This is a genomic window from Streptomyces sp. NPDC058008 (assembly GCF_042886395.1).
Classification (GTDB): Bacteria; Actinomycetota; Actinomycetes; order Streptomycetales; family Streptomycetaceae; genus Streptomyces.
In genome coordinates, this window is sequence record NZ_JBHVQX010000015.1 from 153,845 (window position 1) to 180,402 (window position 26,558).

Consider the following 26,558-nt stretch of genomic DNA (forward strand, 5'->3'; position numbering starts at 1 on the left):
CCTAGCCGCTCCCACTGACAGCCGGGTCAGAGACGGGTCGCGTCACCCGGGGAGAGCCGGTCGTGCTCCGCCCCTCCCAGGGCGCCGATCTGCCGGTCGTAGATCGGGCGGGCGAGGTCGGTGAGCAGCGCGTCGTGGACGTCGATCGCCCGGCGCGGCTTCACCTCGCGCACGTAGTCGATGACCTCCGAGATCTTGTTCCAGGGGGCCATGACCGGGAGCATCAGCGTGTCCACGGGGTGGCCGGGCACGGTGAGGGCGTCCCCGGGGTGGAACACCGAACCGTCCACGAGGAAACCGACGTTGGTGATCCTCGGGATGTCCGGGTGGATCACCGCGTGCAGTTCGCCGTGCACCTGCACGTCGAGCCCGGCGGCGGTGAACGTGTCGCCGTGGCCGACCGTGTGCACGCGGCCGGGGAACGCGGCGGACAGCTGCTCGGCCACACTGCGCAGGGTCCACACCCGTGTCTCGGGGTTGGACTCCAGCGCGGCGCGCAGCCTCGCCCCGTCGAAGTGGTCCGGGTGCTCGTGCGTGATCAGGATCGCGTCGGCGCCGACGGTGGCGTCCTCCTCGCTGAAGCCGCCGGGGTCGATGACGAGCACCTGGCCGTCGCGCTCCAGGCGGACGCAGGAGTGGGTCTTCTTGACGAGCGTGAGAGTCGAAGCGTTCATCCCACCATCCTGCTACGCCGGAGGGGTGGTTTCCTCCTGGATCACGGACTGCGCGATCTCGAAGGCGGCGCCTGCGGCCGGGATGCCGCAGTAGACGGCGGTCTGGAGCAGCACCTCCTTGATCTCGACGGGGGTGAGTCCGTTGCGCAGGGCCGCCCTGACGTGCTGCGCGAGGCCGCCGAGGTGTCCGGACGCGACGACCGCGGTGAGGGAGACACAGCTGCGCGCCCTGCGGTCCAGGCCCTCCCGGCTCCAGATCTCGCCCCAGGCGTAGCGGGTGAGCAGTTCCTGGAAGTCGTCGGTGAACGCGTCGGACGTGGCCGCGGCTGCGTCCACGTGGGCGTCGCCCAGCACCTCGCGCCGTACCTTCATCCCCCGGTCGTACCGGTCGCTGCGCCCTGTCGTGGAGACGTCGGGCAGCTCGGTCGCGGCGGTGATCTCCGCGACGGGGACGACCGGGGCGAACGGGGCGGCGAAGCCCGGGGCGGGCGGTACGGGGATCGACGCCAGGGTGTCCTGCCAGGCCGTCGAGAAGTGCATGAGCAGCAGGTCGGTGACGGCGGCCGGCTGCTCGACCGGGGCCAGGTGGGACGCTCCGGGGACGAGCGCCAGCCGGGCGTCCGGGATGCCCGCGACGAGGGTCCGGGCCTCGGCGGGGCCGGTGACCTTGTCCTCGGCCCCGACCAGGACGAGGGTCGGCACCCCGATGCGGGGCAGTTCCGTACGGATGTCGAAGGCGGCCAGCGCCTCGCAGGAGGCGATGTAGCAGCCGGGGTCGGTGGTGCGGACCATCTGGACGGCCCACTCGACGATGGCGGGCTGGGCGGCGGCGAAGCCGGGGGTGAACCAGCGTTCCGGGGAGGTGCGCGCGATCGGCTCCAGGCCGTTGCTGCGGACGATCACACCCCGCTGGCGGAACTCGTCGGCGGTGCCGAAGCGGGGCGACGCGGCGACGAGCGCCAGGGCCGCGACCCGGTGCGGGTGGCGGAGCGCGAGGTCGGCGCCCACGGCGCCGCCGATGGAGCAGCCCGCGTAGCCGAAGCGCTGGACCCCGACGCTGTCCAGTGTCGCCAGGAGGCGGTCGGCGAGGTCGGTGACCGCGGCCGCGGGGTGGGCGGGTGCCCCGCCGTGCCCGGGGAGGTCGTAGCGGAAGATCCGCCAGTGCTGCGAGAGGTCGGGTATCTGGCGGTCCCACATGTGCCAGGTGGTGCCGAGCGAGGGCCCGATGACCAGGACGGGCGCGTCCTCCGGACCGTCGAAGCGGTACTGGAGCAGCCGGCCGGACTGCGGTCCCGGTGCCGGCTGCGGCGCCGGGCCGGCGTCAGCGCCCAGGGGGGCCGGGCCGGGCTGCTGGGCGCCGGGGCCCGGAGGAGGCTGCGGGGCCTGCGGCTGGGCCGGTACGGGCGGCTGACCGTACAGCGGCCCGGTGGGCTGGTCCGGCTGCGGCTGGACCGGGACCGGCTGCGGAACCTGCGGCTGCCCGTACAGCGGCCCGGTGGGCTGGTCCGGCTGCGGGACCTGCGGCTGACCGTACGGGGGGCCGGGCGGCTGCTGTCCGTACGGCGGGAGCCCTGGGGGCTGGTGCGGGGGCGGGGCTGCGGCCTGCGGCGGGGGCGGGGTGGCGGCCTGCGGCGGGGGCGGGGTGGCGGCCTGCGGCGGCCGGCCGTCCGCCGGCGCGGGTGGCGGTGCGTACGGCTGCCCGTGCGCGGGCCGGGAGGCCTCCGGAAGCTGCCTGATCACCTCGCCCTGCAAGGGCTCGGGGTTGGCCGTGCGCGGGGGCCGGGCGGGCTGCGGGGTCGTCTCGCTCACTTCACTCACTCGCTCCAGGGTAATGAGCGGCCCGTCCGCTCCCTGTCAGGGGGTCGTCGCGGAGACCACGTAGACGACCGGGGCCGCCGGGTCGGTCATGTTGACGGTGATGCTCTGGGTGGGGCGCGGGTCCTTGTTCGTGTGGACCGTTCCGGACCAGTGGACGCCCGGTCCGAAGAGCCATCCGGTGATCTTGAGGTCCCGTTCGCCGATGGTGACCTTGCCGGTCTCCAGCGCGGCCCGGCCGGTGCCCACGCCGCTCAGGAAGCGGTCGAGGCCGGCGGACGTCGTCCGGAACTTCAGGTACATCCGGCTGGCTTTCCAGTTGTTCGTCTCGTAGTACTGGACGCCGGTCGCGTTGCCCGGTACGGGCAGTTCGAAGATCCTGCGCTGCATGCCGGAGGGCCAGTCCTCGCGCAGCCCCTGGGCGGACGCCTCGGCCTCCTTGTCCTTGCCGGAACGGCGGCTCTGGCCCGCGGAGATCACCAGGTAGCCCGCCGGGATGCCGATGAGCAGGACGATGATGGTCAGCGTGATCAGCCGGCGGCGGATCACCCTGCGCCGGTCCTGCGGGGGCGTCCCGTCGCCGTCTCCGGTGCCGGAGGGGCCCGACGCCCCGGGCGGCCCCGAGGGGCCGGACGAGCCGGAGGACGGGGGCTGGCGCGGCACGACGTGGTGCTCGGCTGCGGTCATGGTCGGTGATCCCTCGGGGCTGCGGTACGGAGCGGGGTGCGGGCGGCCGGGGGCCGGGGCGGGCGGCTCCGCATCAGTCGGCGCTCCGGGTGCCGCGCGTGTTGCGGATGGTGGTGGCGGCCTGGTCGTAGAACTGCGCGTACCGCTCGTAGCGCTCCACGCGGCGGCGGTTGGTCCGCCGGAACCTCCGGGCGACCAGGCGTGCGAGGTCCGCGGCGCCGACCATACCCGCCTCGGGGCCGAGCTGTGCCTTCGCGATCCGGGCCTCGGGGCGGTAGCCGCGGCCGGTGAGGTGCCGTTTGAAGGCGTCCCTGGCCGGGCCGATCAGCAGGTCGTCGGCGGCGCTGACGCCGCCGCCGATGACGAAGCAGGAGGGGTCCAGGGCCGCCGCGAGGTTGGCGATGCCGACACCGAGCCACTGGCCGATGTCCTGGAGGAGCTCGACGCACATGGCGTCGCCCTCCCGGGCCAGCTCGGTGATGAGCGGCCCGGTGATCTCGGGGATGTTGCCCTTGACCCGCTCGATGATGCCGTGCGCCACCGGGGAGTCCGCCGCGGCCAGCTCCCGGGCCTCGCGCACGAGGGCGTTGCCCGAGCTGTACTGCTCCCAGCATCCCCGGTTGCCGCAGGGGCAGCGGTGCCCGCCGGGCACCACCTGCATATGGCCGAACTCACCCGCGACGCCGTACTTGCCGCGCTTGACGTGCCCGTCCTCCAGGATCGCGCCGCCGATCCCGGTGCCCAGCGTGATCATGACCAGGTGGTCCTCGCCCCGGCCCGCGCCGAAGCGCCATTCCGCCCAGGCCGCCGTGTTGGCGTCGTTGTCGACCATCACGGGGACCACGAGCCGGGAGGCGATGGCGTCGCGCAGGGGCTCGTCGCGCCAGGCGAGGTGCGGGGCGAACAGCACCTTGGAGCGGTCCGCGTCGACCCAGCCGGCCGCCCCGATCCCGACGGCGTGCACGTCGTGCCGGTCGGAGAGGTCCAGGACCAGTTCGACGATGGTGTCCTCGACGACCTTCGGGCTCTTGGACTTGTCGGGCGTCTCGGTGCGCAGGGTCTCCAGGATGTTGCCGTCGGCGTCCACGACGCCGGCCATCACCTTCGTCCCGCCGATGTCGATGCCGACGGTGGGCACCCTGGGCGCCGTGAGGTGCGAGCGCCGCTCCCTGGTGCCGACGGTCCGCAGGACGGTGGCGCGGGCGGAGCCGCGGTGTGTGAAGTCGCGGTACGTGCTCATCGTCCCTGCGCAGGTCGGGGGGCCGGGCGGGGGTCCGTCCGGCGGCGGACGGCGCCCGCCGTGCACGATTCTGCCATTCCCCCGCCCCCGGAACCGGTCTCCGGGTCGCGGGCGGGGGGTGCGCAGCGGGGGCTACGGGGTGCCGTCACCGGCCGCGCCGTCGCCGGGACGGCCCGGCGACGGGGCGCGCTCCAGCTCGTGGCTGAGCTCGTCGAGCTCGCTCCCACCGGCCATCTGGCGGGTGAGTTCGTCCAGCGTGACGCCGTCCTTGGTGTGGCTTCCGGACATCGCGCCGCGCTTGAGCAGGACGAACCGGTCACCGACGAGATAGGCGTGGTGGGGGTTGTGCGTGATGAGGACCACGCCGAGACCGGCGTCCCTGGCTGCCGCGACGTACTTCAGCACGACCCCCGACTGCTTGACGCCGAGCGCCGCGGTCGGCTCGTCGAGGACGAGGACCTTGGCGCCGAAGTACACGGCGCGGGCGATGGCGACGCACTGGCGCTCACCGCCGGACAGGGTGCCGATGGGCTGGTCGACGTCGCGCAGGTCGATGCCCATCCGCAGCAGCTCCGCGCGGGTCGTCTCCCGCATGTGCCGCACGTCGAGGCGCTTGAAGGGGCCGGAGCCCCTCGTGGGCTCCGAGCCGAGGAAGAAGTTGCGCCAGACCGGCATGAGCGGGACGACGGCGAGGTCCTGGTAGACGGTGGCGATGCCCCGGTCCAGGGCGTCGCGCGGGTTGGCGAGCGTGGTCTCCTCGCCCTCGATCAGGAACGTCCCCGCGTCGTGCCGGTGGAGCCCCGCGATGATCTTGATGAGGGTGGACTTCCCGGCGCCGTTGTCGCCGAGGACGCAGGAGATCTCTCCCGCGTGGACCTCCAGCGAGACGTTCTCCAGGGCCTTGATGTTGCCGTAGTACTTGCTGACGCCGTCGAGCTCGACGAGCGCCGGGCCGGCCGTGTCCCGGGGGGCCGGAGCCTGGGTGGCCGTCATTTCGTCGCCTCCGCGCGCTTGCGTACCCATGCGTTGAGCAGGGTGGCCAGGAGCAGCATCGCCCCCAGGAAGAACTTGAACCAGTCGGGGTTCCACTCCGCGTACACGATGCCCTTGCTGGTCATGCCGAAGATGATCGCGCCGATCGCGGAACCGATCGCGGAACCGTAGCCCCCGGTGATCAGACAGCCGCCGATGACGGCCGCGATGATGTAGATCAGCTCGTTGCCGACGCCCTCGCCGGACTGCACCACGTCGTAGGAGAACAGCAGGTGCTGGCCGGAGACCCAGGCGGCGAAGGCGACACCGAGGTAGAGGCCGACGCGGGTGCGGACCACCGGGACGCCCACCGCGCGCGCGGCGTCGGCCTCGCCGCCGACGGCGAAGATCCAGTTGCCGAAGCGGGTGCGGATCAGGATCCAGGTGGCGACCGCGACGAGCACCGCCCACCACAGGATGGTGACCTTCAGCTCGACGCCGCCGATGGTGAGGGAGGAGGCGAAGACCTTGCGGGCGGACTCGAAGCCCTCCATGTTCCCGATGGTCTTGGTGGAGACGGTGCCGCTGATCAGCTTGGTGAAGCCGAGGTTCAGGCCGGTCAGCATCAGGAACGTGCCGAGCGTGATGATGAAGCTCGGGAGCTTGGTGCGGGTCAGCATGAAGCCGTTGAACGCCCCGAAACCCAGGGTGACCAGCAGCGACACGAAGACGCCGACCCACACGTTGGCGGTCATCTGGTAGCTGAACATCGAGGAGATCAGCGCGGAGCTGGTCACCATGACACCGGCGGAGAGGTCGAACTCGCCGCCGATCATCAGGAGCGCGACGGGCGCCGCCATGATGCCGATGGTGGAGGCCGCGTAGAGCACCGTGCCGAGGCTGGAGGCCTGGAGGAAGCTGTCGGCGACGATCGCGAAGAAGAGGAAGACGGCGACGGCCCCCACGACCGAGCCGAGCTCGGGGCGGCCGAGCAGCTTGCGCAGGGTGGAGGTGCGCATCAGGCGCTCGTCGGTGCGGGGCGCCGCCGGTTGCCCGGTCGCCGTCATCGGGTTCCCCGGCTGGTGTACTCGGCGAGCGCGTCGGCGTCCTCGGCGGTGATGACCTGCGGGCCGGTCAGCACGGGCAGGCCGCCGCCGAGCACGTTCTGGTTGTAGCGGTAGAGCCAGAGCAGGTCGACGGCCTCGTACCCCTGGAGGTAGGGCTGCTGGTCCACGGCGAAGCCCAGGGACTTGTTCTGGAGGCCGGAGGCGACGCTCGCGTTGAGGTCGAAGGTGTCGATCTCGGCCTTGCTGCCGGCGGTCTTCTTCGCCTTGACGGCGGCGGCGGCGAAGGGGGCGCCGAGGGTGACGACCGCGTCGATGCTCGGGTCGGAGCCGAGCTTGGCCTCGATGGACGCCTGGACGTCGGGCATGTTGGTGCCGTCGACGTAGAGGTTCTGCATCGTCCCGTCGAAGGCCTTCTTCGCTCCGGCGCAGCGCTGCTCGTGGCCGACGTTGCCCTGCTCGTGCAGGACGCACAGCGCCTTCTTGCGCCCGCGCTCGTCGAGCTCGTCGCCGACGGCCTCGCCCGCGATGGACTCGTCCTGGCCGATGTGGGTGAGCGCGCCGAAGGCCTTGGACTCGGCGGAGCCCGAGTTGACCGTGATGACGGGGATGCCGGCCTTGACGGCCTTGGCCACGACGGCCTTCATCGAGTCGGGCTTGGCCAGCGAGACGATCAGCCCGTCGACCTTCTTGTCGATGGCGGTCTGGACGAGCTCGGCCTGCTGCTGTCCCTCGTCGCTGTGCGAGTACAGGAAGTTGATGTTGTCCTTGACGGCCGCCTGCTCGGCGCCCTTCTGGACGATGTCCCAGAAGGTGTCGCCATCGCCCGAGTGGGTGACCATGGCGAACGTCCAGCGGGGCGTGTTCACCGCGGACCGGCCCTCGGCGGCCTGCCGGGCCGCGCGCTCCTCCGCCCGCTTGCCGCCGGTGCTGCTGCATCCCGCGAGGGAGGCCGCCAGTACCGCTGCCAGCACGGCGCCCATCGCGCGTACCCCTGTCCGAACCCTTGCCACGACGCCGTGCCCTTCTAGTGCTGCTCGCTGTGCTGCCTGGTGAGGCCGGGGAGGGCGGACTTCCGCCGCCCGGCGGGCCAAGTATCCCCGAGCCCGGACCGGCGTGGCCCGGCAGGGGCGCGGGCCGCGCCCTCACGCCGTTCTAGCGACCTAGCATGACCGCGTCAATGCTTGTGTACGAACGCGGGGAGCGGGGACGCCGGGGCGGAGGGTTCAGGGCCGGGCCAGCAGCTGGAACTCGAAGGTGTACCGCGAGGCCCGGTAGACGTGGGAGCCGAATTCGACGGCCCGGCCGCCGTCGTCGAAGGTGGTGCGCTCCATCGTCAGCAGGGGCGCCCCGGCGGGCTCCGCGAGCAGTCCGCACTCCTCCTCCGTGGCGGCGCGGGCCCCCACGGACTGGCGGGCGCTGTGCAGGGTGATCCCCGAGGCGCGCATCATCCGGTACAGACCGGTCGCCTCCAGCCGCTCCGTGCGGAGGTCGAGCAGCCCCGGCGGCAGGTGGTTGCGCAGGAGCGCCACGGGTTCGTCGTGCGCGTACCGCACCCGCTCGACGCGGTGGACGTCACTGCCCTCCTCCACGCCGAGCGCGGAGGCGACGCCGGGCGTCGCCGGCTCGACCGTGTTGCGCAGGACGCGGGTCGCGGGGGCGCGGCCGGCGTTCTCCAGGTCGTCGTAGAGGCTGCTCAGTTCGAGCGGGCGCCTGATGCGGCTGTGCACGATCTGGGTGCCCACGCCGCGCCGGCGCACCATCAGCCCCTTGTCGACGAGCGACTGGATGGCCTGGCGGACGGTGGGCCGGGACAGTCCGAGCCGTGCGGCGAGCTCCAGTTCGTTGCCCAGGAGGCTGCCGGGCGCGAGCCGCCCCTGCTCGATCGCCGCCTCCAGCTGCCGGGCCAGCTGGTGGTAGAGGGGGACGGGACTGGTGCGGTCCACGCCCAGCCCCAGGGCTGCGGAGTCGGCGGCGGGTCTGGGCACGGCACGGAGCGTACCCCGTGCCGCCGCACCGCACCCTCCGGTTTGTCAGGACATATAGTTGACAGTGCGCCTGGGGGGCGGCACGTTGGGTCCATGCGTATCGGACTCATCGGCACGGGCCGGATCGGTTCCTTCCACGCGGACGTCCTGGCACGCCATCCCGCGGTCGCCTCCCTGGTGGTGGCGGACGCGGACGCGGCCCGCGCGGCGCGGGTCGCTGCGCGCACGGGAGCCACCGCCGTCGCGTCCGCCGAGGACGTCCTGGGCGCCGGGGTGGACGCGGTGGTGATCGCCTCGGCCACCTCCGCGCACGCGGACCTCATCGGCGGGGCGGCGCGGGCCGGTCTGCCCGCCTTCTGCGAGAAGCCGGTGGCGCTGGACCTGGCGGGGACGCTGGGCGCGCTGCGCGAGGTCGAGCGCGCGGGCAGTGTGCTCCAGCTGGGTTTCATGCGCCGCTTCGACGCGGGCTACGGCGCGGCGCGGGCCGCCGTGCGCGCGGGTTCGCTGGGCCGGCTGCACACCGTACGGGCGACGACGTCCGACCCCGCTCCCCCGCCCGCCGCGTATCTGCCGCTCTCCGGCGGCCTGTTCAGGGACTGCCTGGTCCACGACTTCGACATCCTGCGCTGGGTGACGGGCCGTGAGGTGACCGAGGTGTTCGCCACCGGGTCGGACGCGGGCCCGGCGATGTTCCGGGAGGCGGGCGACGTGGACACGGCGGCGGCGCTGCTGACCCTGGACGACGGCACGCTCGCCACGGCGACGGCCACCCGGTGCAACGGGGCGGGTTACGACGTACGCATGGAGCTGGCGGGCGAGCGGGACCAGATCGCGGTCGGCCTCGACGACCGTACGCCGCTGACGTCGGCCGAGCCGCAGGGCCCGCCCGCGCCGGGCAAGCCCTGGCCGGGCTTCCTGGAACGGTTCGCCCCGGCCTACGAGGCGGAGCTGGACGCGTTCCTCGGCGTCGTACGCGGTGACCTGGCGAACCCGTGCGACGGCCGGGAGGCCTTGCACGCACTGCGCGTGGCCGAGGCCTGCGAGCTGTCGCGTGCCCGGCGGCGCCCCGTACGGATGGCGGAGATCCCCGGAGGCTGAGGCGCACCGGCACCCGGGCGTCACGGGGCGCCGTGACATGCCCGCCCGTGCCGGGGCGGCGGTCGCGCCGCTCCCCTTCAGGGCGGGCGGGCGGAGAGCCGCGTGCCCCGCGCCGCCGCGCACGGCGTCCCGGCGTCCCGGCGTCCCGGCGCCGTCGTCGTCCGGGGTGAAGAGGTCGCGGCGCACGACGGCCTGCCTGCGGCCGGTGCGGGCCGCCTGGGCAGGGGCGGGCCGGCGCGTGGGTGCGTTCGGTGCGGGCCGCCTGGGCACGGGCGGGCCGGCGCGTCGGTACATCGGTGCGTGGGTGCGTCGGTGCGGGCCACCTGGGCACGGGCGGGGCAAGGTGCGGCCGGTGCGGGCCGCCTGGGCAGGGGCGGGCCGGGGTGCGGCCGGTGCGGGCCACCTGGGCCGGGCAGGCCGGTGCGTCGGTGTGTGGGTGCGTCAGTGCGTCGGACGGAGGTACCGGAGGGGGAATCCGCCGGTCAGGGCGGCGGCTGGGAGCGTGGTCCCGGCAACGGGGTCAGGGCGTTGCCGACGGCGCAGGACAGTCCCCCGCCGTGCGGGAAGCCGTTCCGCCGGGCGAGGCCGTCGCGGACGTCGGGCTCCAGGACGGCCGTACCGTCCCCGGGCTCCGTGCGGCGCGCGCCGAGGAGTCCGGCGAACGGCCCGCTGTCGAGGGCCTGTCGTGCGGTGCGAGGGAGAGCCGGTTCACGGGCGATCTGCCCTCACCAGCGCACGGGCAGCCGGCGGACGCCCCGCAGCAGCAGTCCCGGCAGCCAGTCGGGCTCCCCCGCGTCCGGGTCCCGCACGAGCCCGGGGCAGCGTTCCAGCAGGGCCCGGATCGCGATGCGGCCCTCCATGCGGGCCAGCGGGGCGCCCAGGCAGAAGTGGATGCCGTGCCCGAAGGCCAGGTGTCCCTGCGGCGCGCGCCGGATGTCGAAGGTGTCCGGGTCCGGATAGCGCTCCGGGTCCCGGCCCCCGGAGCCCAGGGCGACCAGCACCGCCTCACCGCGCGGGATGACGGCCGGGCCGATCGTGACGGGTTCACGGGCGAACCTGAGGGTCGCGGTCCCGACGGGCCCGTCGTAGCGGAGCATCTCCTCGACGGCACCGTCGGTCAGCTCCGGGCGGGCGCGGAGGAGGGCCAGCTGTTCCGGGTGGTCGAGCAGCGCGCGCACGCCGTTGGAGATCAGGTTGACGGTCGTCTCGTGTCCCGCGACCAGGAGCAGGAAGGCCATGCCGACGAGTTCGTCCGGGGACAGGCGGTCGCCCTCCTCGTCACGTGCCTGGATCAGGGCGCTCATCAGGTCGTCGCCCGGTGAACGGCGCTTGTCCGCGATCAGCTGGTCCAGGTAGGCACCCATCTCCTGGACCGTCGCGCTCTCCTGCTCCGCCGAGAGGGGTGCCACGATCCCGTTGGACAGCCGCCGGAAGGCGTCCCGGTCGATGTCGGGCACGCCGAGGAGTTCGCAGATCACGGTCATGGGCAGCGGGAAGGCGAACGCGTCGACGAGGTCGGCGCTCCCCGTGGGCACCATGGCGTCCAGGAGGTCCCCGGTGATCTGCTCGACGCGCGGGCGCAGCTCCGCGATGCGCCGGGCGGTGAACTCCCGTGCGACGAGCTTGCGCAGCCGGGTGTGGTGCGGGGCGTCCAGCTCCAGCATGTTGGCGTTGATCGGGTTCCCCGAGGACGACGCGCGCCCGGTCGTCCGCCAGTCCTTGCTGAACCGCTGGTCGGCGAGGGCCGCGCGGCCCTCCTCGTACCCCACGATCATCCAGATCCGCTCGAAGTCGTCGGTGCGGACGGGGTGCACCGGCCCTTCCGCACGCAGCTTGGCGTAGTACGGATACGGATTCGCGTCGAAGTCCTGAGCCCCGCGCAGATCGACCACCGACATCGTCCCGCCCCCTCTTCCGGTCTGATCGTCCAAGCCTAGGCGGCGGTTCCCGCTCCCGTCCTCGTCCTCATGGAGGAGACCGGCACCCTGCCCCAACAGGACGATCCGCACCCGGTGTTGAGCTTGAGCCTGCCGGGGTTCCGGGACACGGGCATCCCCACGGCGGGCACGCTCAAGCGGAGTCCGGCGGCCGTCCCGGCGTGTGAGCCGCTGCGTCCGGCGGCGCGGTCACGGGGCCTGTCCGCGCTCGCCCGGTCCGGGGAACCGCCGCGTCAGCGGTGGGGAAGCACCCGCGGCCCGTTCCGCCCGGGAGGGCCACGGACGCCGTGCGGTCCGCGGCGTCCGTCGGCCGGGGCGGACGCGGGCGCCGTTCGGGGCCGGGTCGTGCGGGAGTCCGGGAGGGGGCTGGTCCGTCGTGTGCGTACGGGGCGCCGGCGCACCGGCAGTCGGCCGGTTCCGGGCAGTGGGGGCGAGGCCCGCCGCCACCGTGCGGCCGCGGTGCTCGCGGCCGGACTCCGTCAGGACGTGGCCTCGGCGCTGCGGCGCCCCCACGCGGTGCCCGCCAGCACGAGTACCGCGCCGGCCACCCCCGGTACGCCGAGGCGCTCGCCCCCGATCGCGATGCCCGCGGCGGCGGCCCAGAGGGGTTCCGTGCCGAGCAGCAGGCTGACCCGGGACGGCGAGCTACGGCGTACCGACCACATCTGCACGAAGAACGCGAACAGCGTGCAGAAGACGGACAGGAAGAGCAGCCCGGCCCACTCGGCGGCACCGAAGTCCGCCGCCGCCGTCCAGGGCGCGGCCCCGGTCCCGGGTACGGCGGCCAGCACGGCGAAGACCGCGAGGGCGGTGGCGAGCTGGACCGTGGTCAGGGGGAGCGCGCCGGCGTCCTGGACGGCCTTGATGCGGGCCATCGCCAGGACGTGGAGCGTGCGGGCGAGGGCGGCGAGCAGCATCAGGAGGTCGCCCGCCGAGGGGCTGGTGAAGCCGCCGCCCTGCGTCAGCAGCACCACACCGGCCACCGAGAGGCCCGCCGCCGCGAGGAAGGCCGCCGGCGGACGGACCCGGGTCACGGCCGCCTCGGCCAGCGGCGTGAAGATCATGGTGAGGCTGATGATGAGGCCCGCGTTGGTCGCGGAGGTGTGCACGACGCCGTACGTCTCCAGCAGGAAGATCCCGCCGAGCACGAGTCCCAGCAGACCCGCGCCCCGCCACTGCGCGCCGCTCAGCGCCCGCAGCCCCCGCCACCCGGCGACGACGAGGGCAGGCAGCACGATCGCGAAGCGGAGCACGAGGACGGCGATCACGGTGTGCGTCGTGGTGATGCCCTTGGCCGCGAGGTAGCTGGCCCCCCAGACGGCGGCGACGAGCAGGAGCGGCAGGTCGGTGACCCACGCCCGGCGGGGGCGGGCGAGGGCGGGCAGGACGGCAGAGGACACCTGGTGCTCCTGGTTCTCCGTAACGGGAACGGTGTGGAGACCTCACCGGCTCACACGGGAGCGATCACCGTATCGAACGGCCGCTCCTCCCGGGAACCTCTGCCCGCAGGGCGACTCGGCCACGTGTTCGCAGGGGTCGTCACCGGTCGAAGCGGTCTTACGAGCGCGTCGGCTCCTCCTAGAATGTCGGTCTTGGGACGCTCGGACACACGGAGTTGGCACATGGGTGGAGCGCGGCTTGACGGACGGGTCGAGCGGGGGAACCAGACCAGGCAGCTGGTGCTGGGGCGCGCGGTCCACGTCGCCTCGACCGAAGGGCTGGAGGGCCTGTCGCTCGGCCGGCTGGCCACGGAGCTGAAGCTGAGCAAGAGCGGCGTGTTCGCCCTCTTCGGCTCCAAGGAGGAGTTGCAGCTCGCCACCGTGCGCGCCGCCGTGACCATCTTCGTCGAGCACGTACTGACGCCGACGAGAGCGGCTCCGCCCGGCCTGGGCCGTGTGTGGCGCATGTGCGAGAGCTGGCTCTCCTACTCGCAGCGCCGGGTGTTCAGCGGCGGTTGCTTCTTCTACGCGACCATCGCCGAGTTCGACTCCCGGGAGGGCAAGGTGCACGACGCGCTGGCCTCCACCCAGACGGGCTGGGTCACCTTCGTGGAGGAGACCATCGAGGAGGCCAGGGTGCGGGGTGAGCTCGTCGCGCACACGGATGTCTCCCAACTGGCCTTCGAACTCATCGCGTTCATGGAACTGGCCAACGCCGAGTCCGTGCTGCACAACAACAACCCCGGCTACAGGAAGGCCTCGCGGGCCATTCTGGGCCGGCTGCACGCCGTCGCCGCCGATCCGTCCGCGGTCCCGGAAGCCCCCTGAGCGGACCCGCCCGCACGCTCGCCCGTCCGTTCGTTCACGTGCCCGGTCAGCGGGAGGCCGGGGTCCGAGCCCGGGTGTGGGGAGCCGCCACGGACGTCGCCCTGCTCGACCGCGCCACCGTCCCGGAGTCCGGGCCGGGGGCGTGCCCGCCGTCGCCGTGCGCGAGCCCGGTGGGCGATCATGTGGACCGTGAACTCCATGACTCCCACCGGTCCCGTCGCCGCCGAGGGCGACCGGATCAAGGTGTGGTACCGCTTCGTGCCGCGTGAAGGCTGGCTCCCCCAGGACACCGAGGGGTTGTGGGCCACGCGGCTGGGCGAGGACACCGCCCGCGTGGAGAACGTCCCGTTCCTCCAGGACGGCGTGGCCGAGGGGGAGATCGTCCGGTTCGCGACGGACGCCGACGGTGTGCACTGGGCCGAGGAGCGGGTGGAGGCCTCGGGCAACTGCACCGTCCGTGTCCTGCCCGTCCCCTCCGGCCCGCTGGGACGCAGCGCTCGGGCGGTGCACGAGCGCCTGGCGCCGCTCGGACTGGGCGGCGAGGTCTTCAGCGAGGAGCTTCCCCTCGTCGCCTTCACCGTGCCGGCGGACTCGGACCTCGGGGGAATCAAGGCCCTGCTGGTCCGGGGCCAGGAGGACGGCTGGTGGCACTTCGAGGTCGGCTGCGCCACCGCCGCGTGGAACGACGCGTAACCCTGGCCGCGACGCGCTCTCACCACGCGGTACGTGGCGCGGCTCTGGCCGGGGCGACGGCCCCGGGAGACAACGCCGGGTCCAGGCCAGGACCCACCACCCGCCCGGGGCGACACAGGTCCCGGCCGGGCCGCACCACCGCCACGCACCACGACGCACAGCCACGGCCGGGCCCCACCACCGCCCCGGGAGACAACGCCGGGTCCAGGCCAGGACCCACCACCGCCCGGGGCGACACAGGTCCCGGCCGGACCGCACCACGCACCACCACCACGCACCACGACGCACAGCCACGGCCGGGGCGCGCCACCGCCACGGGGGACAACGCCGGGTCCAGGCCAGGACCCACCACCCGCCCGGGGCGACACAGGTCCCGGCCGGACCGCACCACCGCCACGCACCACGACGCACAGCCACGGCCGGGACCCACCACCACGGAGGACAACGCACGCGGTCCCGGCCGGGACGCGACAGCCCCGTGGCACGACGCACGGACCCGGCCGGGGCGCGCCACCGCCGGGGCGGTGCCCCGCCCGGCCCGACCGGGGTGGGGTCCCCGCCCGGCCCGACCAGGGTGCGGTCCCGGCCCGGGGACCGCACCGGGTCCCACCGGTCAGGGACGTGCCCCGCGTGATCCGGACGGGGCACCGGGCCGGCTGATCCCGACGGTCGCCCCGGGCTGGACCGGGCCGGACCGGGCGGGGCCTCCCGGGTGCGGCTCCCGTCACACGTCGAGTTCGTAGGTTCCGAAGCGTGCGGGCCCCGCGGGCCGGTAGGTGTGGATCGCGATGCCGCTGCCGGTCGTCCGGGCACCGGTCAGTTCGAAGGCGGTCGGCTGTCCGCCCTCGGGGAAGAGCCGCCTGCCGCTGCCCAGGTACACCGGGTGGACGATCAGGTTGAACTCGTCGATCAGGTCGTGGGCCAGGAGGGACTGCGCCAGCACGCCGCTGCCGTGGATCTGGAGGTCGCCCTCCTCCGTCCGCTCCTTCAGCCGCGCGACCTCGGCCGGCACGTCACCGGAGACGACCGTGGTGTTCTCCCACGCGGGGTCGGTCAGGGTCCTGGAGACGACGTGCTTGGGCAGGGTGTTCAGGCGGGCGGCGATCGGGTCCTGCGGGTCGGTGACCCTGGGCCAGTAGGACGAGAAGATGTCGTACGTACGCCGTCCGAGGAGGTAGGCGCCCGAGCGGTCGAACACCTCGTGGATGAACGCCCCCAGACCCTCGTCGCCGAAGGGCACCTGCCAGCCGCCGTACTCGAAGCCGCCGGTGGTGTCCTCGCCGGGGCCTCCGGGCGCCTGCATCACTCCGTCGAGGGATACGAACGTGGTGAGGGTCAGCTTCGCCATGGTCCTGCTCCTTCGCCTCGCTGCCACGGGTCGCGGGGCCGGGCAGCCCGTGTCCTTCCATCTGTTGTGACCCCACTGTCGGCCGGAACTCATCGGTGCGCCCGGCGGGATCCGCCGGGCGCGGGGCCGGACCGGCGGGAGGGGCGGCCGACCCGGACCCGGCGCCGCGTCCCGCGCCCGGCCCGGCGGCCCGCCCTACGCTGGCGGGGACCGTACGCGAACGAAATGGGAGACCATGAGCCAGACACCGCCCCCGGTCCGCAACCTCCACGACGGCAGCACCATCCCCGCGGTGGGCCTCGGCACGTGGCCGCTCGACGACGAGGCGGCCGAGAACGCCGTCGCCGGTGCGCTGCGGCTCGGATACCGGCTCGTGGACACCGCGCTGAACTACGGGAACGAGACCGGGACGGGCCGCGGGATCGCCCGCTCCGGTGTACCGAGGCGGGAACTCTTCGTCACGACGAAGGTGCCCGGCCGCCACCACGGGTACGAGGAGACGCTGGCCTCCTTCGAGGAGTCCCGGAAGAACCTGGGGCTGGACTACGTCGACCTGTACCTCATCCACTGGCCGCTTCCCCGGGTGGACAAGTACGTCGACACCTGGAAGGCGATGATCAAGCTCCGTGAGGACGGTCTGGTACGCACCATCGGCGTCTCCAACTTCACGGCGGAGCAGCTGGAGCGGCTGGAGCGGGAGACGGGGGTGGTGCCCGTGGTGAACCAGATCGAGATGCACCCGCTGCTGCCGCAGGAGGAGCTGCGGGCGGTGCACAGCGCGAAGGGCATCGTCACGGAGAGCTGGAGTCCGCTGGCCCGTGGGCGCCAGGTCCTGGAAACCCCGGAGGTGATCGCCGCCGCGGAGGCGCACGGGGTGACCCCTGGCCAGGTGGTGCTGCGGTGGCACACGCAGCTGGGGGCGGTACCCATCCCCAAGTCCGCCGATCCGCGGCGGCAGCGGGAGAACCTCGACCTGTTCGGCTTCGAGCTGACCCAGCAGGAGCTGGACCGCATCGGGGCCCGGCCGCAGCACCGCTTCGGCGGGGATCCGGACACGCACGAGGAGTTCTGAGCGCGGCGGTGGCGGCCGGGCGGTGCGCAGTCCCCGCCTCCCGGCCGACCCGCGCAACCCTCTCCCGGCCGACCCGCGCAACCCCCTCCCGGCCGATCCGCACGGGGGCGACGCCCGGCCGGCGGCGCGGGGCCGCGCCCGGCCGACCTGGAGGAGGCCACGCCCGGACGTGCCCTGCGGCCACGACCACGCGGGCACGGGGCGCCGGGCGGGCGGAGCCGTCGGGGGTGCGGCCACCGCTGCCGGTACCGCGCGGGCATGTCGGCCCGTCAGGTCACCGGCCGCGGTTGCCCCGGCCGGTCGGCGGTCAGGCCCGCGTCACCGGTTGCGCGGGGTGACCTCCGACATCCGGGACCAGTCGTCGCCGGGTACCTCGACGTTGATGATCTCCGGGACCTCGCTGACGAGCTCCGACATGGTGTCGATCGCCGCCTTGAAGTGCTCGGAGGTCACGTGCGCCACCCCTGCCTCCTCCGAGGCGAACGCCTCCAGCAGGACGAACTGGTCCGGGTTCTCCACGCTGTAGGACCAGTCGAAGAAGAGGTTGCCCGGCTCCTGGCGGGTGGCGAGGGTGAACTCCTCTACGGCCGGGAGCCAGTTGTCCCGCTCGGCGCTACGCACGGTGAACTTGACGACGATGAAGATCATGGCGACTCCTGGTCGGGGCGGCGGCGTCCCGACCAGGGTCCCATATCGCCACAGGCCGGGCACGAACCGGCACACCCGCCCCAGGGGCGGCGTACGGAAGCGCCGAGCGTTGCAGCGGAACCGGACGGGCGCCGTTCCCGCGCCGCGATCCGAGCCCTCTCGGATGCCGGTGTGCCCGCTTCGGAGGGTGCTCGTGACGCTGACGGTGAAGTGCTCGACGCCTTCCAGCCCCTTTCCGGCCCACGCTTCAGCCGCCGAGCGCCTCGTGACGGGCAGCCAGTCGCGTGGCCCCTTCGCCGGTCAGCGAGCCGAAGAGCCGCAGCCGGGAGATCCCGCCGTCCGGGAAGATGTCGATCCTGACGTGCGTGCCGCGCACGGGCTCCGGCAGCACGAAGCGGTGGTTCGTGTCGGGCTGGAGCCGGGTGCGGGGCACGAGGTCCACCCATGCACCGCCCTCGCCGTCGGCGACCGATATCGAGGCCCAGCCCGCCGCGTTGCCCTTGAGGTAGGCGGTGTCGATCTCGACTGCGCGGATCTCGGACTGCTCGGCCAGCCGGTAGCGGATCCAGTCGTTTCCCTTGTCGCGCCTGCGGCGGGTCTCCCAGCCGTCGTCCATCTTGCGGGACCGGCCCGGGGCGATGGTGTGGGTGGCCGGGGAGTAGAAGCGGTCGGAGGCGTCCTCGACCTCGCCGCCGTTCTCCAGGGCCACCAGGTCGAACGTACCGAGGGCGGTGAGCCAGCCGGGGTCCGGCACCACCTCACCGTGCACGCGGAGACGGGCTATGCCCCCGTCGGGGTGCTGGTTGACCCGCAGGTGGGTGAACCGCTGCTCCGCGTCGACCGTGAAGCCGTTCGCGGCGTGGCCCCCGACGGCCGTACGGGGTACGAGGGTTGTCCACTTCACCTCGGGTGCCAGGAGGTCCTCGGGGGACGGGGAGCCGGGCAGGGAGGTCGCCTCGACGGAGACCGACTGCGGGTAGTTGCCACGGAAGTGCGCGGTGTCGACGATCAGCCCGCGCACCACGCCGGGAGCGCCGAGGCGTACGAGGGCCCAGTCGTGGTCGTCGTCGGCGGGGTGCGGCTCGGCGGCACTCGTGCCGCGCCGGCGGCGGGTCTCCCAGCCGTCCATGATCTTGCCCTTGTGCCCGAAGCGCTCGGGGTCGAACACCGCGGGCTCCGGGTTCAGCAGGTTCTCGCGCTCGGCGAAGAACTCGTCGTTGGCGGCGATGACACCCGCCCCCAGACGCCGGTCGGCGAGGTCCACGAGATGGGTGAAGGGGAAGTCGGCGGTGCGGTGGTCGGCGTAGGGGTCGCCCCCCGTGTAGGGGTTCGCGTCGCCCGTGAAGCGCGGTGTCGCCGTCATGGTCAGCTGTTCCTCTCCAGGAGTCGGCCGGTGGGCTCGGCGAGTACGCCGTCGGCGGCGATCCGGGTGCCGCGCAGCCAGGTGGATCTGACGACGCCGTGCAGGGTCTTGCCGGCGTAGGCGGTGACCTGGTTGCGGTGGTGGAGGCCGGCGGGATCGACGGTGAAGGTCTCCTCGGGCGCCAGGACCGCGAAGTCCGCGTCGCGCCCGGCCTCGATCGCCCCCTTCCTGCCCAGACCGGCCAGACGCGCGGGACCGGCCGCCATCCAGCGCACCACGTCGTCGAGCGTGTGCCCCCGACGGCGCGCCTCGGTCCAGATCGCCGGAAGACCCAGTTGCAGGGAGGAGATCCCGCCCCAGGCGGATGCGAAGTCGGGGGTCTTCAGGTCGGTGGTGCAGGGTGAGTGGTCGGAGACGACGCAGTCGATCGTCCCGTCGGCGAGCCCGGCCCAGAGGGCGTCCTGGTTCGCGGCCTCACGGATCGGCGGACAGCACTTGAACTCGGTCGCCCCGTCGGGGACTTCCTCGGCGGTCAGGGTCAGGAAGTGCGGGCACGACTCGACGGTGACGCGTACGCCCTCGCGCTTGGCCGCGGCGATCAGCGGCAGCGCGTCGCCGGAGGAGAGGTGCAGGACGTGGACGCGGGCGTTCAGGCGCCTGGCATGGGCGATGAGGCCCTCGATCGCGGCGTTCTCGGCGTCACGCGGACGGGACGCCAGGAAGTCGGCGTACTTCCCCCCGCTCCCGCGCGGCGCACCGGCGAGGTGGTGCGGGTCCTCGGCGTGCACGATCAGCAGGCCGCCGAAGCCCGTGATCTCCGCCATGGAGCGCGCCAGTTGCTCCTGGTCCAGCTCGGGGAACTCCTCCACACCGGAAGGCGAGAGGAAGCACTTGAAGCCGAACACCCCGGCCTCGTACAGCGGGCGGAGGTCCTTCGCGTTGGACGGCACGGCGCCACCCCAGAAACCGGTGTCGACATGCGCCTTCGGGGCGGCGACGCGCTGCTTGACACGCAGGTGCTCGACCGTGGTCGTCGGCGGGAGCGAGTTGAGCGGCATGTCGAGCAGCGTGGTGATACCCCCCGCCGCCGCGGCACGGGTAGCGGTCCAAAAACCCTCCCACTCGGTGCGCCCCGGGTCGTTCACATGGACATGGGTGTCGACGAGACCCGGCAGCAGAGCGTCGTCACCGAAGTCCTCGACACGCACACCGCCCGGCACCCCGGCGTCGTACGGCAGAACCGCCTCGATCTCCCCACCGGCGACCAGCACCGACGCGGGCCGCGTCCCCTCGGGGGTGACGACGCGCGTCGAGCGGAGTACCAGCTTCACGTCCACACCGGACACCTGTGCTCCTCACGCAGATTCAACGAATTGTTGAAGGAGTCTTCACTCGGGGAAGCGGCCCGTCAAGGCCTCACTCGTCCCGTGCGGCGACCAGTGGACCATGGGTGGGGCCGATTGGAGATTTCCACAAAGTAAAAGTTCATTTTCGGCAGGCGGAACGTAGAATGGGCCAGGTGTGGCGTACCCGCGCTTCGGCCCGGACGCGGGCCGGACCGTCGACACCAGGACAAAACAGGTCCTGACCGGCAAGGACGCCGCACCGGGAGCAGTGGGCCGATCGGGAACGGCCCGGTAGGCTGCTGCCTTGCCTCCGCTTCGAAAGGACCGTTGACGTGCCGCCGTCCCACGCCAGCACATCCGACTCCAAGCCCGCCGGTCCCAGCGGCGGCGTGCAGTCACTCGAGCGCGCCTTCGATCTGCTGGAGCGCATGGCGGATGCCGGGGGCGAGGTCGGGCTCAGCGAACTCTCCGCGAGCAGCGGGCTCCCCCTCCCGACCATCCACCGGCTGATGCGCACGCTGGTCGTCTGCGGTTACGTACGCCAGCAGCCCAACCGGCGTTACGCGCTGGGCCCGCGCCTGATCCGCCTCGGCGAGTCCGCGTCCCGGCTGCTGGGCACCTGGGCGCGCCCGTACCTCCAGCGCCTGGTCGAGGAGACCGGCGAGACGGCGAACATGGCGCTGCTCGACGGGGACGAGATCGTCTACGTCGCCCAGGTGCCGTCGAAGCACTCGATGCGGATGTTCACCGAGGTCGGCCGACGGGTCCTCCCCCACTCCACGGGGGTCGGCAAGGCACTCCTCGCGCACACCCCGCCGGACGAGGTGCGCGCCCTGCTGGCCCGTACGGGCATGCCCGCGGCCACCGAGAAGACGATCACCACCCCGGACGGTTTCCTCGACGCGCTCGAACAGGTGCGGCGGGCGGGTTACGCGGTGGACGACAACGAGCAGGAGATCGGGGTCCGCTGTCTCGCGGTGTCCGTGCCGGACTCCCCGACCTCGGCCGCCATCTCGATCTCGGGACCGGCGGGGCGTGTGACGGAGACGGCGACCGAGCGCATCGTGCCGATCCTCCAGCAGATCGCGAAGGAGCTCTCCGAGGCCCTGGCGAGCAGCGGGCCGACCGCCTGAGACGCGGGGCCCGGCACACTGCCGGGCGGCGTCGCCCTGACCGGGGCGCTCGGGCTGGTCCGGCGGCCCGGTCCGGGGTTCTCGGGCGGGGTACTCGCGTCGTCACCACGCGCACGACCGGGCTCCCGGCCCAGGGACTCACCGGTCCGGGTGACTCCTCACGTGACAGCGCCCCACCCCGTGCTCCCGGGCAGCGGTCCCGGGTCCACGTGGCTCCTCACGTCACGGCGCCCCACCAAGGGCTCACGGGCAGCGGTCCCGGGTCCAGGCGGCTCGGGCCCCGGGCCCCGGGCGCGCACCTGACTCCGCTCCGCCCGGGGCTCTCACGCCGGCGCCGGTGCGGCGGTCAGACGGCCGTCCTCCATCGTCACCGTCCTGTCCACCCGGTCCAGGTGCGCCAGGTCGTGGGTGACCAGGACCGTGGCCGTCGACCGGTCGCGGGTCAGCCCGGCCAGCAGGTCCAGGACGGCGGCGCCCCGTTCGTGGTCGAGCGCGCTGGTCGGTTCGTCGACGAGCAGCACCGCGGGCTCGTTCATGAGGGCCCGCGCGATGTTGACGCGCTGGCGCTGTCCGCCGGACAGCTGGTGCGGCCTGCGGTCCGCCTGGCCGGCGAGGCCGACCGCGTCCAGGAGTTCCAGCGCGCGGGACCGGGCGCCGCGTGCCGCTCCGCCGGACAGATGGCTGATCACCTGCACCTGCTCCGCCGCGGTCAGTGACGGCAGGAGGTTCGGCTGCTGGAAGACGATGCCGACGCGTTCCCTCCGCAGTGCCGCCTTCCCGGAGCGGCCGAGCCCGGCGGTGTCCGTACCCGCCACGACGACCCGCCCGTGGTCCGGGGTGACCAGGGTGGCGGCGACGGCGAGCAGGCTGGACTTCCCGGAGCCGGACGGCCCGACGACCGCGGTGAGCGTGCCCGCGGGGACGTCCAGGGATACCCGGTCGAGCGCGGTGAGCCGGGTGTCGCCGTCGGGGTAGGTGAGGGTGACGTCGGTGAGGGTGAGGGTCATCGGGCGCTCCCGAGTGCGGTGAGGGGGTCGACGGCGGTGATCCGCCGGACGGACAGGGCGGCGCCGCCCGCGCCCAGGGCGATCATGACGGCGGCCGGGACGAGGACGGTCGACGCGTCCAGGACGAACGGCACGGCGCCGTCCCCGCCCCCGACCAGCGCCCCGATGCCCGCGGCGAGCGCGGTGCCGATGCCCGTACCGGCGGTGAGCATCACGAGGGCCTGCCCGAGGGCGTCCCGCAGCAGGTACGGGGTGGAGGCGCCGAGCGCCTTGAGCACGGCGACATCGCCGCCGCGCTGGATGGTCCACACGGTGAAGAAGGCGCCGATGACCAGCGCGGAGATGGCGAAGAGGAAGCCGCGCATCAGCTGGAGGGATCCGTTCTCGGCCTGGTAGGAGCCGATCGCGGTGAGGGATTCGTCCAGGCTCAGGGTGCGGGTGCCCGCCGCCTCGTCACCGGCCGCGAGGTCGGCGCCGTCGGTGGTCAGCGCGATCACGGTGGCCCGTCCGGCCGCGCCACCGTCCCGTCCGGCCCGCTGCCAGTCGGCGAGCGAGGTCCACACCACCGGGGTGTGGCTGTACGAGGCGTCCCCCTCGACCGCGGCGACGGTCACCTCGGCGCCGCCCACCCGGAGCGTGTCCCCGGTGCGGGCGCCGAGGTCGGCGGCGGCCTGCCGGGAGAGCACCGCTCTGCCCTCCGCCACCGTCCCGGGTGCGAGCCCGCCGTCCGGCCGGACACCGAACGCCGAGACCGCGGCCGTGCGGTCCCCGTCCCCGGTGGCGGCCTCCACGGTACGGATCCCGAGGGGTTCGGCGGCGGTGACCCCGGGCTGCGCGGCCCAGGCGCGCCAGGCGCTCTCCTCGACGGCCGAGTCGGTGAAGGACACCGCCCGGCCGTCCGGCGGGGCGGCGAACGCGAGGTGCTGGGCGTCCAGCCCCGTGACGGCCGAGGTGTTCTCCCTGGCCAGCCCGGCCGTCAGGCCGGACAGCAGCCCCACCAGCAGGGTGATCAGCACCACGACGGCGCCCATCAGTGCGAACCGGCCCTTGGCGAACCGCAGATCTCTCCATGCGACGAACATGACTCCAGGCTCGGGCCCCGGTCCCGGGGGGACATCGCGCGCCGGACGGGCAGGACGTCAACCTTTCGGTTGACCGGCCGCGCGCCCGTCGCCCCTACCCTGGAACAACCATGGATCCGCGTTCGCACACCCACGTCACCACCGCGCTGCGGCTCTGTCTGCACGCGTTGCTGGTGGGACTGCTGGCGCTCGTCGTGGTCCGCACGGTGGGCGACACCGCCGTCGTGGTCCTGGCGGCGGTGATGGCCGTGCTGTACGGGGCGGGCGCGCTGGCCCCCGTCGTACAGCCGCACACCCGGGCCGCCGCGGTCTGGCTCGCCGCGCTGGGCGCCGTCTGGCTGGCCCTGCTCGCCCTGTCGCCCGACGCCCTGTGGGTGGCCTTCCCGCTGTACTTCCTGCAACTGCACCTGCTCCCGGTGCGGTGGGGGCTCCCCGCCGTGGCGGTCACCGCGGGTGCCGCCGTCGCCGGTTTCGTCCTGCACGGCCAGGAGACCGGTCCGGGCACGTTCATCGGTCCGCCGCTCGGGGCGGCGGTGGCCGTCGCCACCGTGCTCGGGTACGACGCGCTGTTCCGGGAGAGCGAGCGCCGTCGCGAGCTCATCGACGAGCTGGTCTCCACCCGGGCCGAACTCGCCGACGCGGAGCGCGCCGCGGGCACCCTCGCCGAACGGGAGCGGCTGGCCCGCGAGATCCACGACACGCTCGCGCAGGGCCTGTCCAGCATCCAGCTCCTGCTGCGGGCCGCCGAGCACACCCTCCCCCCGGACGCCCCGGCCACCGCCCACGTGCGCCGTGCCCGTGCGGCCGCCCAGGACAACCTGGCCGAGGCCCGCCGCTTCGTACGGGCGCTGACCCCGCCCGACCTGGAGAACGGCTCGCTGGCGGCGGCCCTGTCCCGGCTCGCGGCAAGCACCTCGGCGCCGGACCTCACCGTGCGGTTCGCGGTCAGCGGTACGCCGGTGCAGCTGCCCACCCCCTACGAGGTGGCGCTGCTGCGCACCGCCCAGTCCGCGCTGGCCAACGCGGTGCGGCACTCGGGGGCGCGGCGGGCGGAGATCACCCTCAGCTTCATGGGGACATCGGTGTCGCTGGACGTCGTGGACGACGGGCGCGGGTTCGACCCGGAGTCCTCGGACGCGACGCGACGGGAGGCGGGGAGCGGGGGCTTCGGCCTGCCGGCGATGCGCTCGCGGGCCCGCTCGCTGGGCGGCACCCTGAGCGTGGAGTCGGCCCCGGGGCAGGGCACGGCGCTGGCGCTCACGCTGCCCCTGCCCGTCGCCGGACGGGAGGACACGGCCGCATGAGCGCCCCCATCAGGCTGCTGCTCGCCGACGACCACCCGGTGGTCCGGGCGGGCCTGCGCGCCGTCCTGGACACCGAGGCGGACTTCGAGGTCGTCGCCGAGGCAGCCACCGCCGAGCGGGCCGTCGCCCTCGCCGCGACCGGCGCCTTCGACGTCGTCCTGATGGACCTGCAGTTCGGCGCGGGGATGCACGGTACGGAGGCCACCGCCGCGATCACGGCGGCGGCGGACGCGCCCCGGGTGCTGATCCTGACCACGTACGAGTCGGACGCGGACATCCTGGCCGCCGTCGAGGCGGGGGCCGGCGGCTACCTGCTCAAGGACGCCCCTCCGCGGGAGCTGGCGGCGGCGGTGCGTACGGCGGCGGCGGGCGGTTCGGCGCTCGCCCCGGCGGTCGCCCACCGCCTGATGGACCGGATGCGCACCCCGGCCCAGGCCCTGACCCGGCGCGAGCTGGAGGTCCTCCAGCTGGTCGGCGAAGGCCTGTCGAACCAGCGGATCAGCAAGGAGCTCTTCCTGAGCCAGGCGACGGTGAAGTCCCACCTGGTGCACATCTACGCCAAGCTGGGCGTCGACTCCCGCACCTCGGCGGTCGCCGCCGCCACCGCGCGCCGGCTGATCCGGCGCTGACCTCACGGCCGGTGCGGCGGTTCCCCGAACAGCTCCACGGCGATCCGCACGTCCCGCAGGCCGGGCGCCAGCGCGCTGACGGAACCGATCGCCCCCGCGACCAGCAGCAGCGAGCGGCGCAGCCGGGGGATCTCGGGGCGCCCGCTGACCGCCATGGCGTCCAGTGCGGCCAGCTCGTCCTCGGCGATGCCCCGGTCCGGGAACTCGGCCGGATGTCCGGCGAGTTCGCGACGGAGCCGGGAGACGGCCGCACGCAGCTCCGTCACTCTCGGATCCTCGCCGCTACCGGTCAACCGCTCCTGCCCCACGCTTCGCAACAAAGCACTCCCCCTCGCACGTCGTGCCGGTGTGTCGGCCCGCTCCCCGGACAGTGGTCAAGTGCCCGGGATCACCCGCAGGTTAACGCCACCGGAGGCGGCGTACGCCACAGCGCGGACAAGGAACGAGGGTACCCCCGAGGGGTGACGGCCAATCCGCCGGCGGGGCGGCGCAGTGGTATCCAGGGCGCATGGCTCACACACAACGGATCCCCGTGGTCGCCGGGGTACTTCTCGCCGCGGGCGGCGGCCGTCGCCTCGGCGGGCGGCCGAAGGCCCTGCTGGAGCACCGCGGCCGGCCGCTGGTCGAACACGCGGTGCGTGCCCTGCGCAACGGCGGGTGCGGCCCGGTCCACGTCGTCCTGGGCGCCTCGGCCGGCGAGGTGCGGGCCCGGGCGGACCTCTCGGGGTGCGCGGTGGCGGTGAACCCGTCGTGGGAGGAGGGCATGGGCTCCTCCCTGCGGGCGGGGCTGGCCTCCCTGGCCGGTTCGGGTGCGGACGCGGCCCTGGTCCTCCTGGTCGACCAGCCGGGCATCGGGGCGGAGGCGGTGGCCCGGGTCCGCTCGGCGTACCGCTCCCCGGCCACCCTGGCGGCCGCGTCGTACGGAGGGGAGCGCGGCCACCCCGTCCTGTTCGGGGCCGGCCACTGGGCGGAGATCGCGGCGGGTGCGGTCGGCGATCAGGGGGCACGGGACTATCTGCGGGCACAGCGCGACGCGATCACGCTCGTCGAGTGCTCCGACGTGGCCCAGGCGTACGACATCGACACCGCGGAGGACCTGACGCACCTGGAGTGAACGGAACGTATCGGACCTGGCACGCCGCGCCACCGCGGCACCACGTCTGTCGAACCGGAGAATCTCGACATCAACAA

25 protein-coding genes are annotated in these 26,558 nt (G+C 73.6%); 8 read left to right on the forward strand and 17 right to left on the reverse strand.

All coding sequences use genetic code 11. The features are described from left to right. Positions 1 to 26: 26 nt before the first annotated feature. The 8 genes from ACFVS9_RS17350 to ACFVS9_RS17385 all read right to left on the reverse strand — a co-directional run bounded on the left by ACFVS9_RS17350 (position 27) and on the right by ACFVS9_RS17385 (position 8,440). The gene (locus ACFVS9_RS17350) at positions 27 to 674 is read right to left on the reverse strand and encodes an MBL fold metallo-hydrolase (protein WP_383117483.1); all 648 of its coding nucleotides are present in this window, start codon (positions 672 to 674) and stop codon (positions 27 to 29) included. Between the two features lie 12 nt (positions 675 to 686). After that, complete coding sequence (locus tag ACFVS9_RS17355; protein ID WP_389933167.1) at positions 687 to 2,492, reverse strand: alpha/beta fold hydrolase; 1,806 nt, start codon at positions 2,490 to 2,492, stop codon at positions 687 to 689. Between the two features lie 36 nt (positions 2,493 to 2,528). After that, positions 2,529 to 3,176 carry a hypothetical protein gene (locus tag ACFVS9_RS17360; protein ID WP_383117481.1) on the reverse strand — a complete coding sequence of 216 codons (648 nt, stop codon included), beginning with the start codon at positions 3,174 to 3,176 and terminating at the stop codon, positions 2,529 to 2,531. A 73-nt stretch (positions 3,177 to 3,249) separates the two neighbouring features. Beyond that, the gene (locus tag ACFVS9_RS17365) at positions 3,250 to 4,416 is read right to left on the reverse strand and encodes an ROK family glucokinase (protein ID WP_277331143.1); all 1,167 of its coding nucleotides are present in this window, start codon (positions 4,414 to 4,416) and stop codon (positions 3,250 to 3,252) included. 132 nt (positions 4,417 to 4,548) lie between these two features. Then, positions 4,549 to 5,409, reverse strand: coding sequence for an ATP-binding cassette domain-containing protein (locus ACFVS9_RS17370; protein WP_383117480.1), 861 nt, complete (start codon positions 5,407 to 5,409; stop codon positions 4,549 to 4,551). Beyond that, positions 5,406 to 6,455, reverse strand: coding sequence for an ABC transporter permease (locus ACFVS9_RS17375; RefSeq protein ID WP_383117479.1), 1,050 nt, complete (start codon positions 6,453 to 6,455; stop codon positions 5,406 to 5,408). The genes ACFVS9_RS17370 and ACFVS9_RS17375 overlap by 4 nt, the downstream gene beginning before the upstream one ends. Then, positions 6,452 to 7,435 carry a substrate-binding domain-containing protein gene (locus ACFVS9_RS17380; RefSeq protein WP_383117478.1) on the reverse strand — a complete coding sequence of 328 codons (984 nt, stop codon included), beginning with the start codon at positions 7,433 to 7,435 and terminating at the stop codon, positions 6,452 to 6,454. The genes ACFVS9_RS17375 and ACFVS9_RS17380 overlap by 4 nt, the downstream gene beginning before the upstream one ends. Before the next feature lie 243 nt (positions 7,436 to 7,678). Continuing rightward, positions 7,679 to 8,440: a GntR family transcriptional regulator gene (locus ACFVS9_RS17385; protein WP_389933173.1), complete on the reverse strand. Its 762-nt coding sequence runs from the start codon at positions 8,438 to 8,440 to the stop codon at positions 7,679 to 7,681. A gap of 93 nt (positions 8,441 to 8,533) precedes the next feature. Between ACFVS9_RS17385 and ACFVS9_RS17390 the strand changes: the two genes are divergently transcribed. Further along, positions 8,534 to 9,538 (forward strand): Gfo/Idh/MocA family oxidoreductase, encoded by a 1,005-nt coding sequence (locus tag ACFVS9_RS17390; RefSeq protein ID WP_383117476.1) that lies wholly within the window; start codon positions 8,534 to 8,536, stop codon positions 9,536 to 9,538. A 725-nt stretch (positions 9,539 to 10,263) separates the two neighbouring features. Here ACFVS9_RS17390 and ACFVS9_RS17395 read toward each other — a convergent pair. Together ACFVS9_RS17395 and ACFVS9_RS17400 are read right to left on the reverse strand one after the other, a co-directional pair. Beyond that, positions 10,264 to 11,436, reverse strand: a complete 1,173-nt coding sequence (locus ACFVS9_RS17395; protein ID WP_389933176.1) for a cytochrome P450 — start codon at positions 11,434 to 11,436, stop codon at positions 10,264 to 10,266. Between the two features lie 518 nt (positions 11,437 to 11,954). Next, positions 11,955 to 12,875 (reverse strand): DMT family transporter, encoded by a 921-nt coding sequence (locus ACFVS9_RS17400; RefSeq protein ID WP_383117474.1) that lies wholly within the window; start codon positions 12,873 to 12,875, stop codon positions 11,955 to 11,957. 222 nt (positions 12,876 to 13,097) lie between these two features. On the opposite strand from ACFVS9_RS17400, the gene ACFVS9_RS17405 reads away from it, so the two are divergent. After that, the gene (locus ACFVS9_RS17405; RefSeq protein WP_383117473.1) at positions 13,098 to 13,742 is read left to right on the forward strand and encodes a TetR/AcrR family transcriptional regulator; all 645 of its coding nucleotides are present in this window, start codon (positions 13,098 to 13,100) and stop codon (positions 13,740 to 13,742) included. 180 nt (positions 13,743 to 13,922) lie between these two features. After that, the gene (locus ACFVS9_RS17410) at positions 13,923 to 14,435 is read left to right on the forward strand and encodes a DUF4265 domain-containing protein (RefSeq protein WP_389933180.1); all 513 of its coding nucleotides are present in this window, start codon (positions 13,923 to 13,925) and stop codon (positions 14,433 to 14,435) included. A 724-nt stretch (positions 14,436 to 15,159) separates the two neighbouring features. Here the strand turns inward: ACFVS9_RS17410 and ACFVS9_RS17415 are convergent. Beyond that, positions 15,160 to 15,783, reverse strand: coding sequence for a dihydrofolate reductase family protein (locus ACFVS9_RS17415; RefSeq protein ID WP_383117030.1), 624 nt, complete (start codon positions 15,781 to 15,783; stop codon positions 15,160 to 15,162). A gap of 235 nt (positions 15,784 to 16,018) precedes the next feature. On the opposite strand from ACFVS9_RS17415, the gene ACFVS9_RS17420 reads away from it, so the two are divergent. Next, entirely contained in the window at positions 16,019 to 16,855 is an 837-nt protein-coding gene (locus ACFVS9_RS17420; protein WP_389933183.1) for an aldo/keto reductase, read from the forward strand. A gap of 318 nt (positions 16,856 to 17,173) precedes the next feature. On the opposite strand, the gene ACFVS9_RS17425 is transcribed toward ACFVS9_RS17420, so the two are convergent. The 3 genes from ACFVS9_RS17425 to allB all read right to left on the reverse strand — a co-directional run bounded on the left by ACFVS9_RS17425 (position 17,174) and on the right by allB (position 20,212). Continuing rightward, complete coding sequence (locus tag ACFVS9_RS17425) at positions 17,174 to 17,503, reverse strand: putative quinol monooxygenase (protein ID WP_383117032.1); 330 nt, start codon at positions 17,501 to 17,503, stop codon at positions 17,174 to 17,176. 247 nt (positions 17,504 to 17,750) lie between these two features. Then, positions 17,751 to 18,866, reverse strand: a complete 1,116-nt coding sequence (gene alc / locus ACFVS9_RS17430; protein WP_389933186.1) for an allantoicase — start codon at positions 18,864 to 18,866, stop codon at positions 17,751 to 17,753. Positions 18,867 to 18,868: 2 nt separating this feature from the next. After that, positions 18,869 to 20,212, reverse strand: coding sequence for an allantoinase AllB (allB, locus tag ACFVS9_RS17435; RefSeq protein WP_389933189.1), 1,344 nt, complete (start codon positions 20,210 to 20,212; stop codon positions 18,869 to 18,871). 332 nt (positions 20,213 to 20,544) lie between these two features. Between allB and ACFVS9_RS17440 the strand changes: the two genes are divergently transcribed. Beyond that, positions 20,545 to 21,345 (forward strand): IclR family transcriptional regulator, encoded by an 801-nt coding sequence (locus ACFVS9_RS17440; protein ID WP_383117035.1) that lies wholly within the window; start codon positions 20,545 to 20,547, stop codon positions 21,343 to 21,345. 323 nt (positions 21,346 to 21,668) lie between these two features. Here ACFVS9_RS17440 and ACFVS9_RS17445 read toward each other — a convergent pair whose 3' ends face one another. Beyond that, a complete protein-coding gene (locus tag ACFVS9_RS17445) occupies positions 21,669 to 22,352 on the reverse strand; it encodes an ABC transporter ATP-binding protein (protein WP_389933192.1) in 684 nt (227 codons plus the stop codon). Continuing rightward, positions 22,349 to 23,434 (reverse strand): ABC transporter permease, encoded by a 1,086-nt coding sequence (locus tag ACFVS9_RS17450; protein ID WP_389933195.1) that lies wholly within the window; start codon positions 23,432 to 23,434, stop codon positions 22,349 to 22,351. The genes ACFVS9_RS17445 and ACFVS9_RS17450 overlap by 4 nt, the downstream gene beginning before the upstream one ends. Before the next feature lie 110 nt (positions 23,435 to 23,544). Between ACFVS9_RS17450 and ACFVS9_RS17455 the strand changes: the two genes are divergently transcribed. Both ACFVS9_RS17455 and ACFVS9_RS17460 read left to right on the forward strand, forming a co-directional pair. Further along, a complete protein-coding gene (locus ACFVS9_RS17455) occupies positions 23,545 to 24,738 on the forward strand; it encodes a sensor histidine kinase (RefSeq protein ID WP_389933198.1) in 1,194 nt (397 codons plus the stop codon). Continuing rightward, positions 24,735 to 25,367: a response regulator gene (locus ACFVS9_RS17460; RefSeq protein WP_383117039.1), complete on the forward strand. Its 633-nt coding sequence runs from the start codon at positions 24,735 to 24,737 to the stop codon at positions 25,365 to 25,367. The genes ACFVS9_RS17455 and ACFVS9_RS17460 overlap by 4 nt, the downstream gene beginning before the upstream one ends. 2 nt (positions 25,368 to 25,369) lie before the next feature. Here ACFVS9_RS17460 and ACFVS9_RS17465 read toward each other — a convergent pair whose 3' ends face one another. Further along, a complete protein-coding gene (locus ACFVS9_RS17465; RefSeq protein WP_383117040.1) occupies positions 25,370 to 25,687 on the reverse strand; it encodes a DUF5955 family protein in 318 nt (105 codons plus the stop codon). A 188-nt stretch (positions 25,688 to 25,875) separates the two neighbouring features. Between ACFVS9_RS17465 and ACFVS9_RS17470 the strand changes: the two genes are divergently transcribed. After that, positions 25,876 to 26,481, forward strand: coding sequence for an NTP transferase domain-containing protein (locus tag ACFVS9_RS17470; RefSeq protein WP_383117041.1), 606 nt, complete (start codon positions 25,876 to 25,878; stop codon positions 26,479 to 26,481). The last annotated feature ends 77 nt before the right edge of the window (positions 26,482 to 26,558 follow it).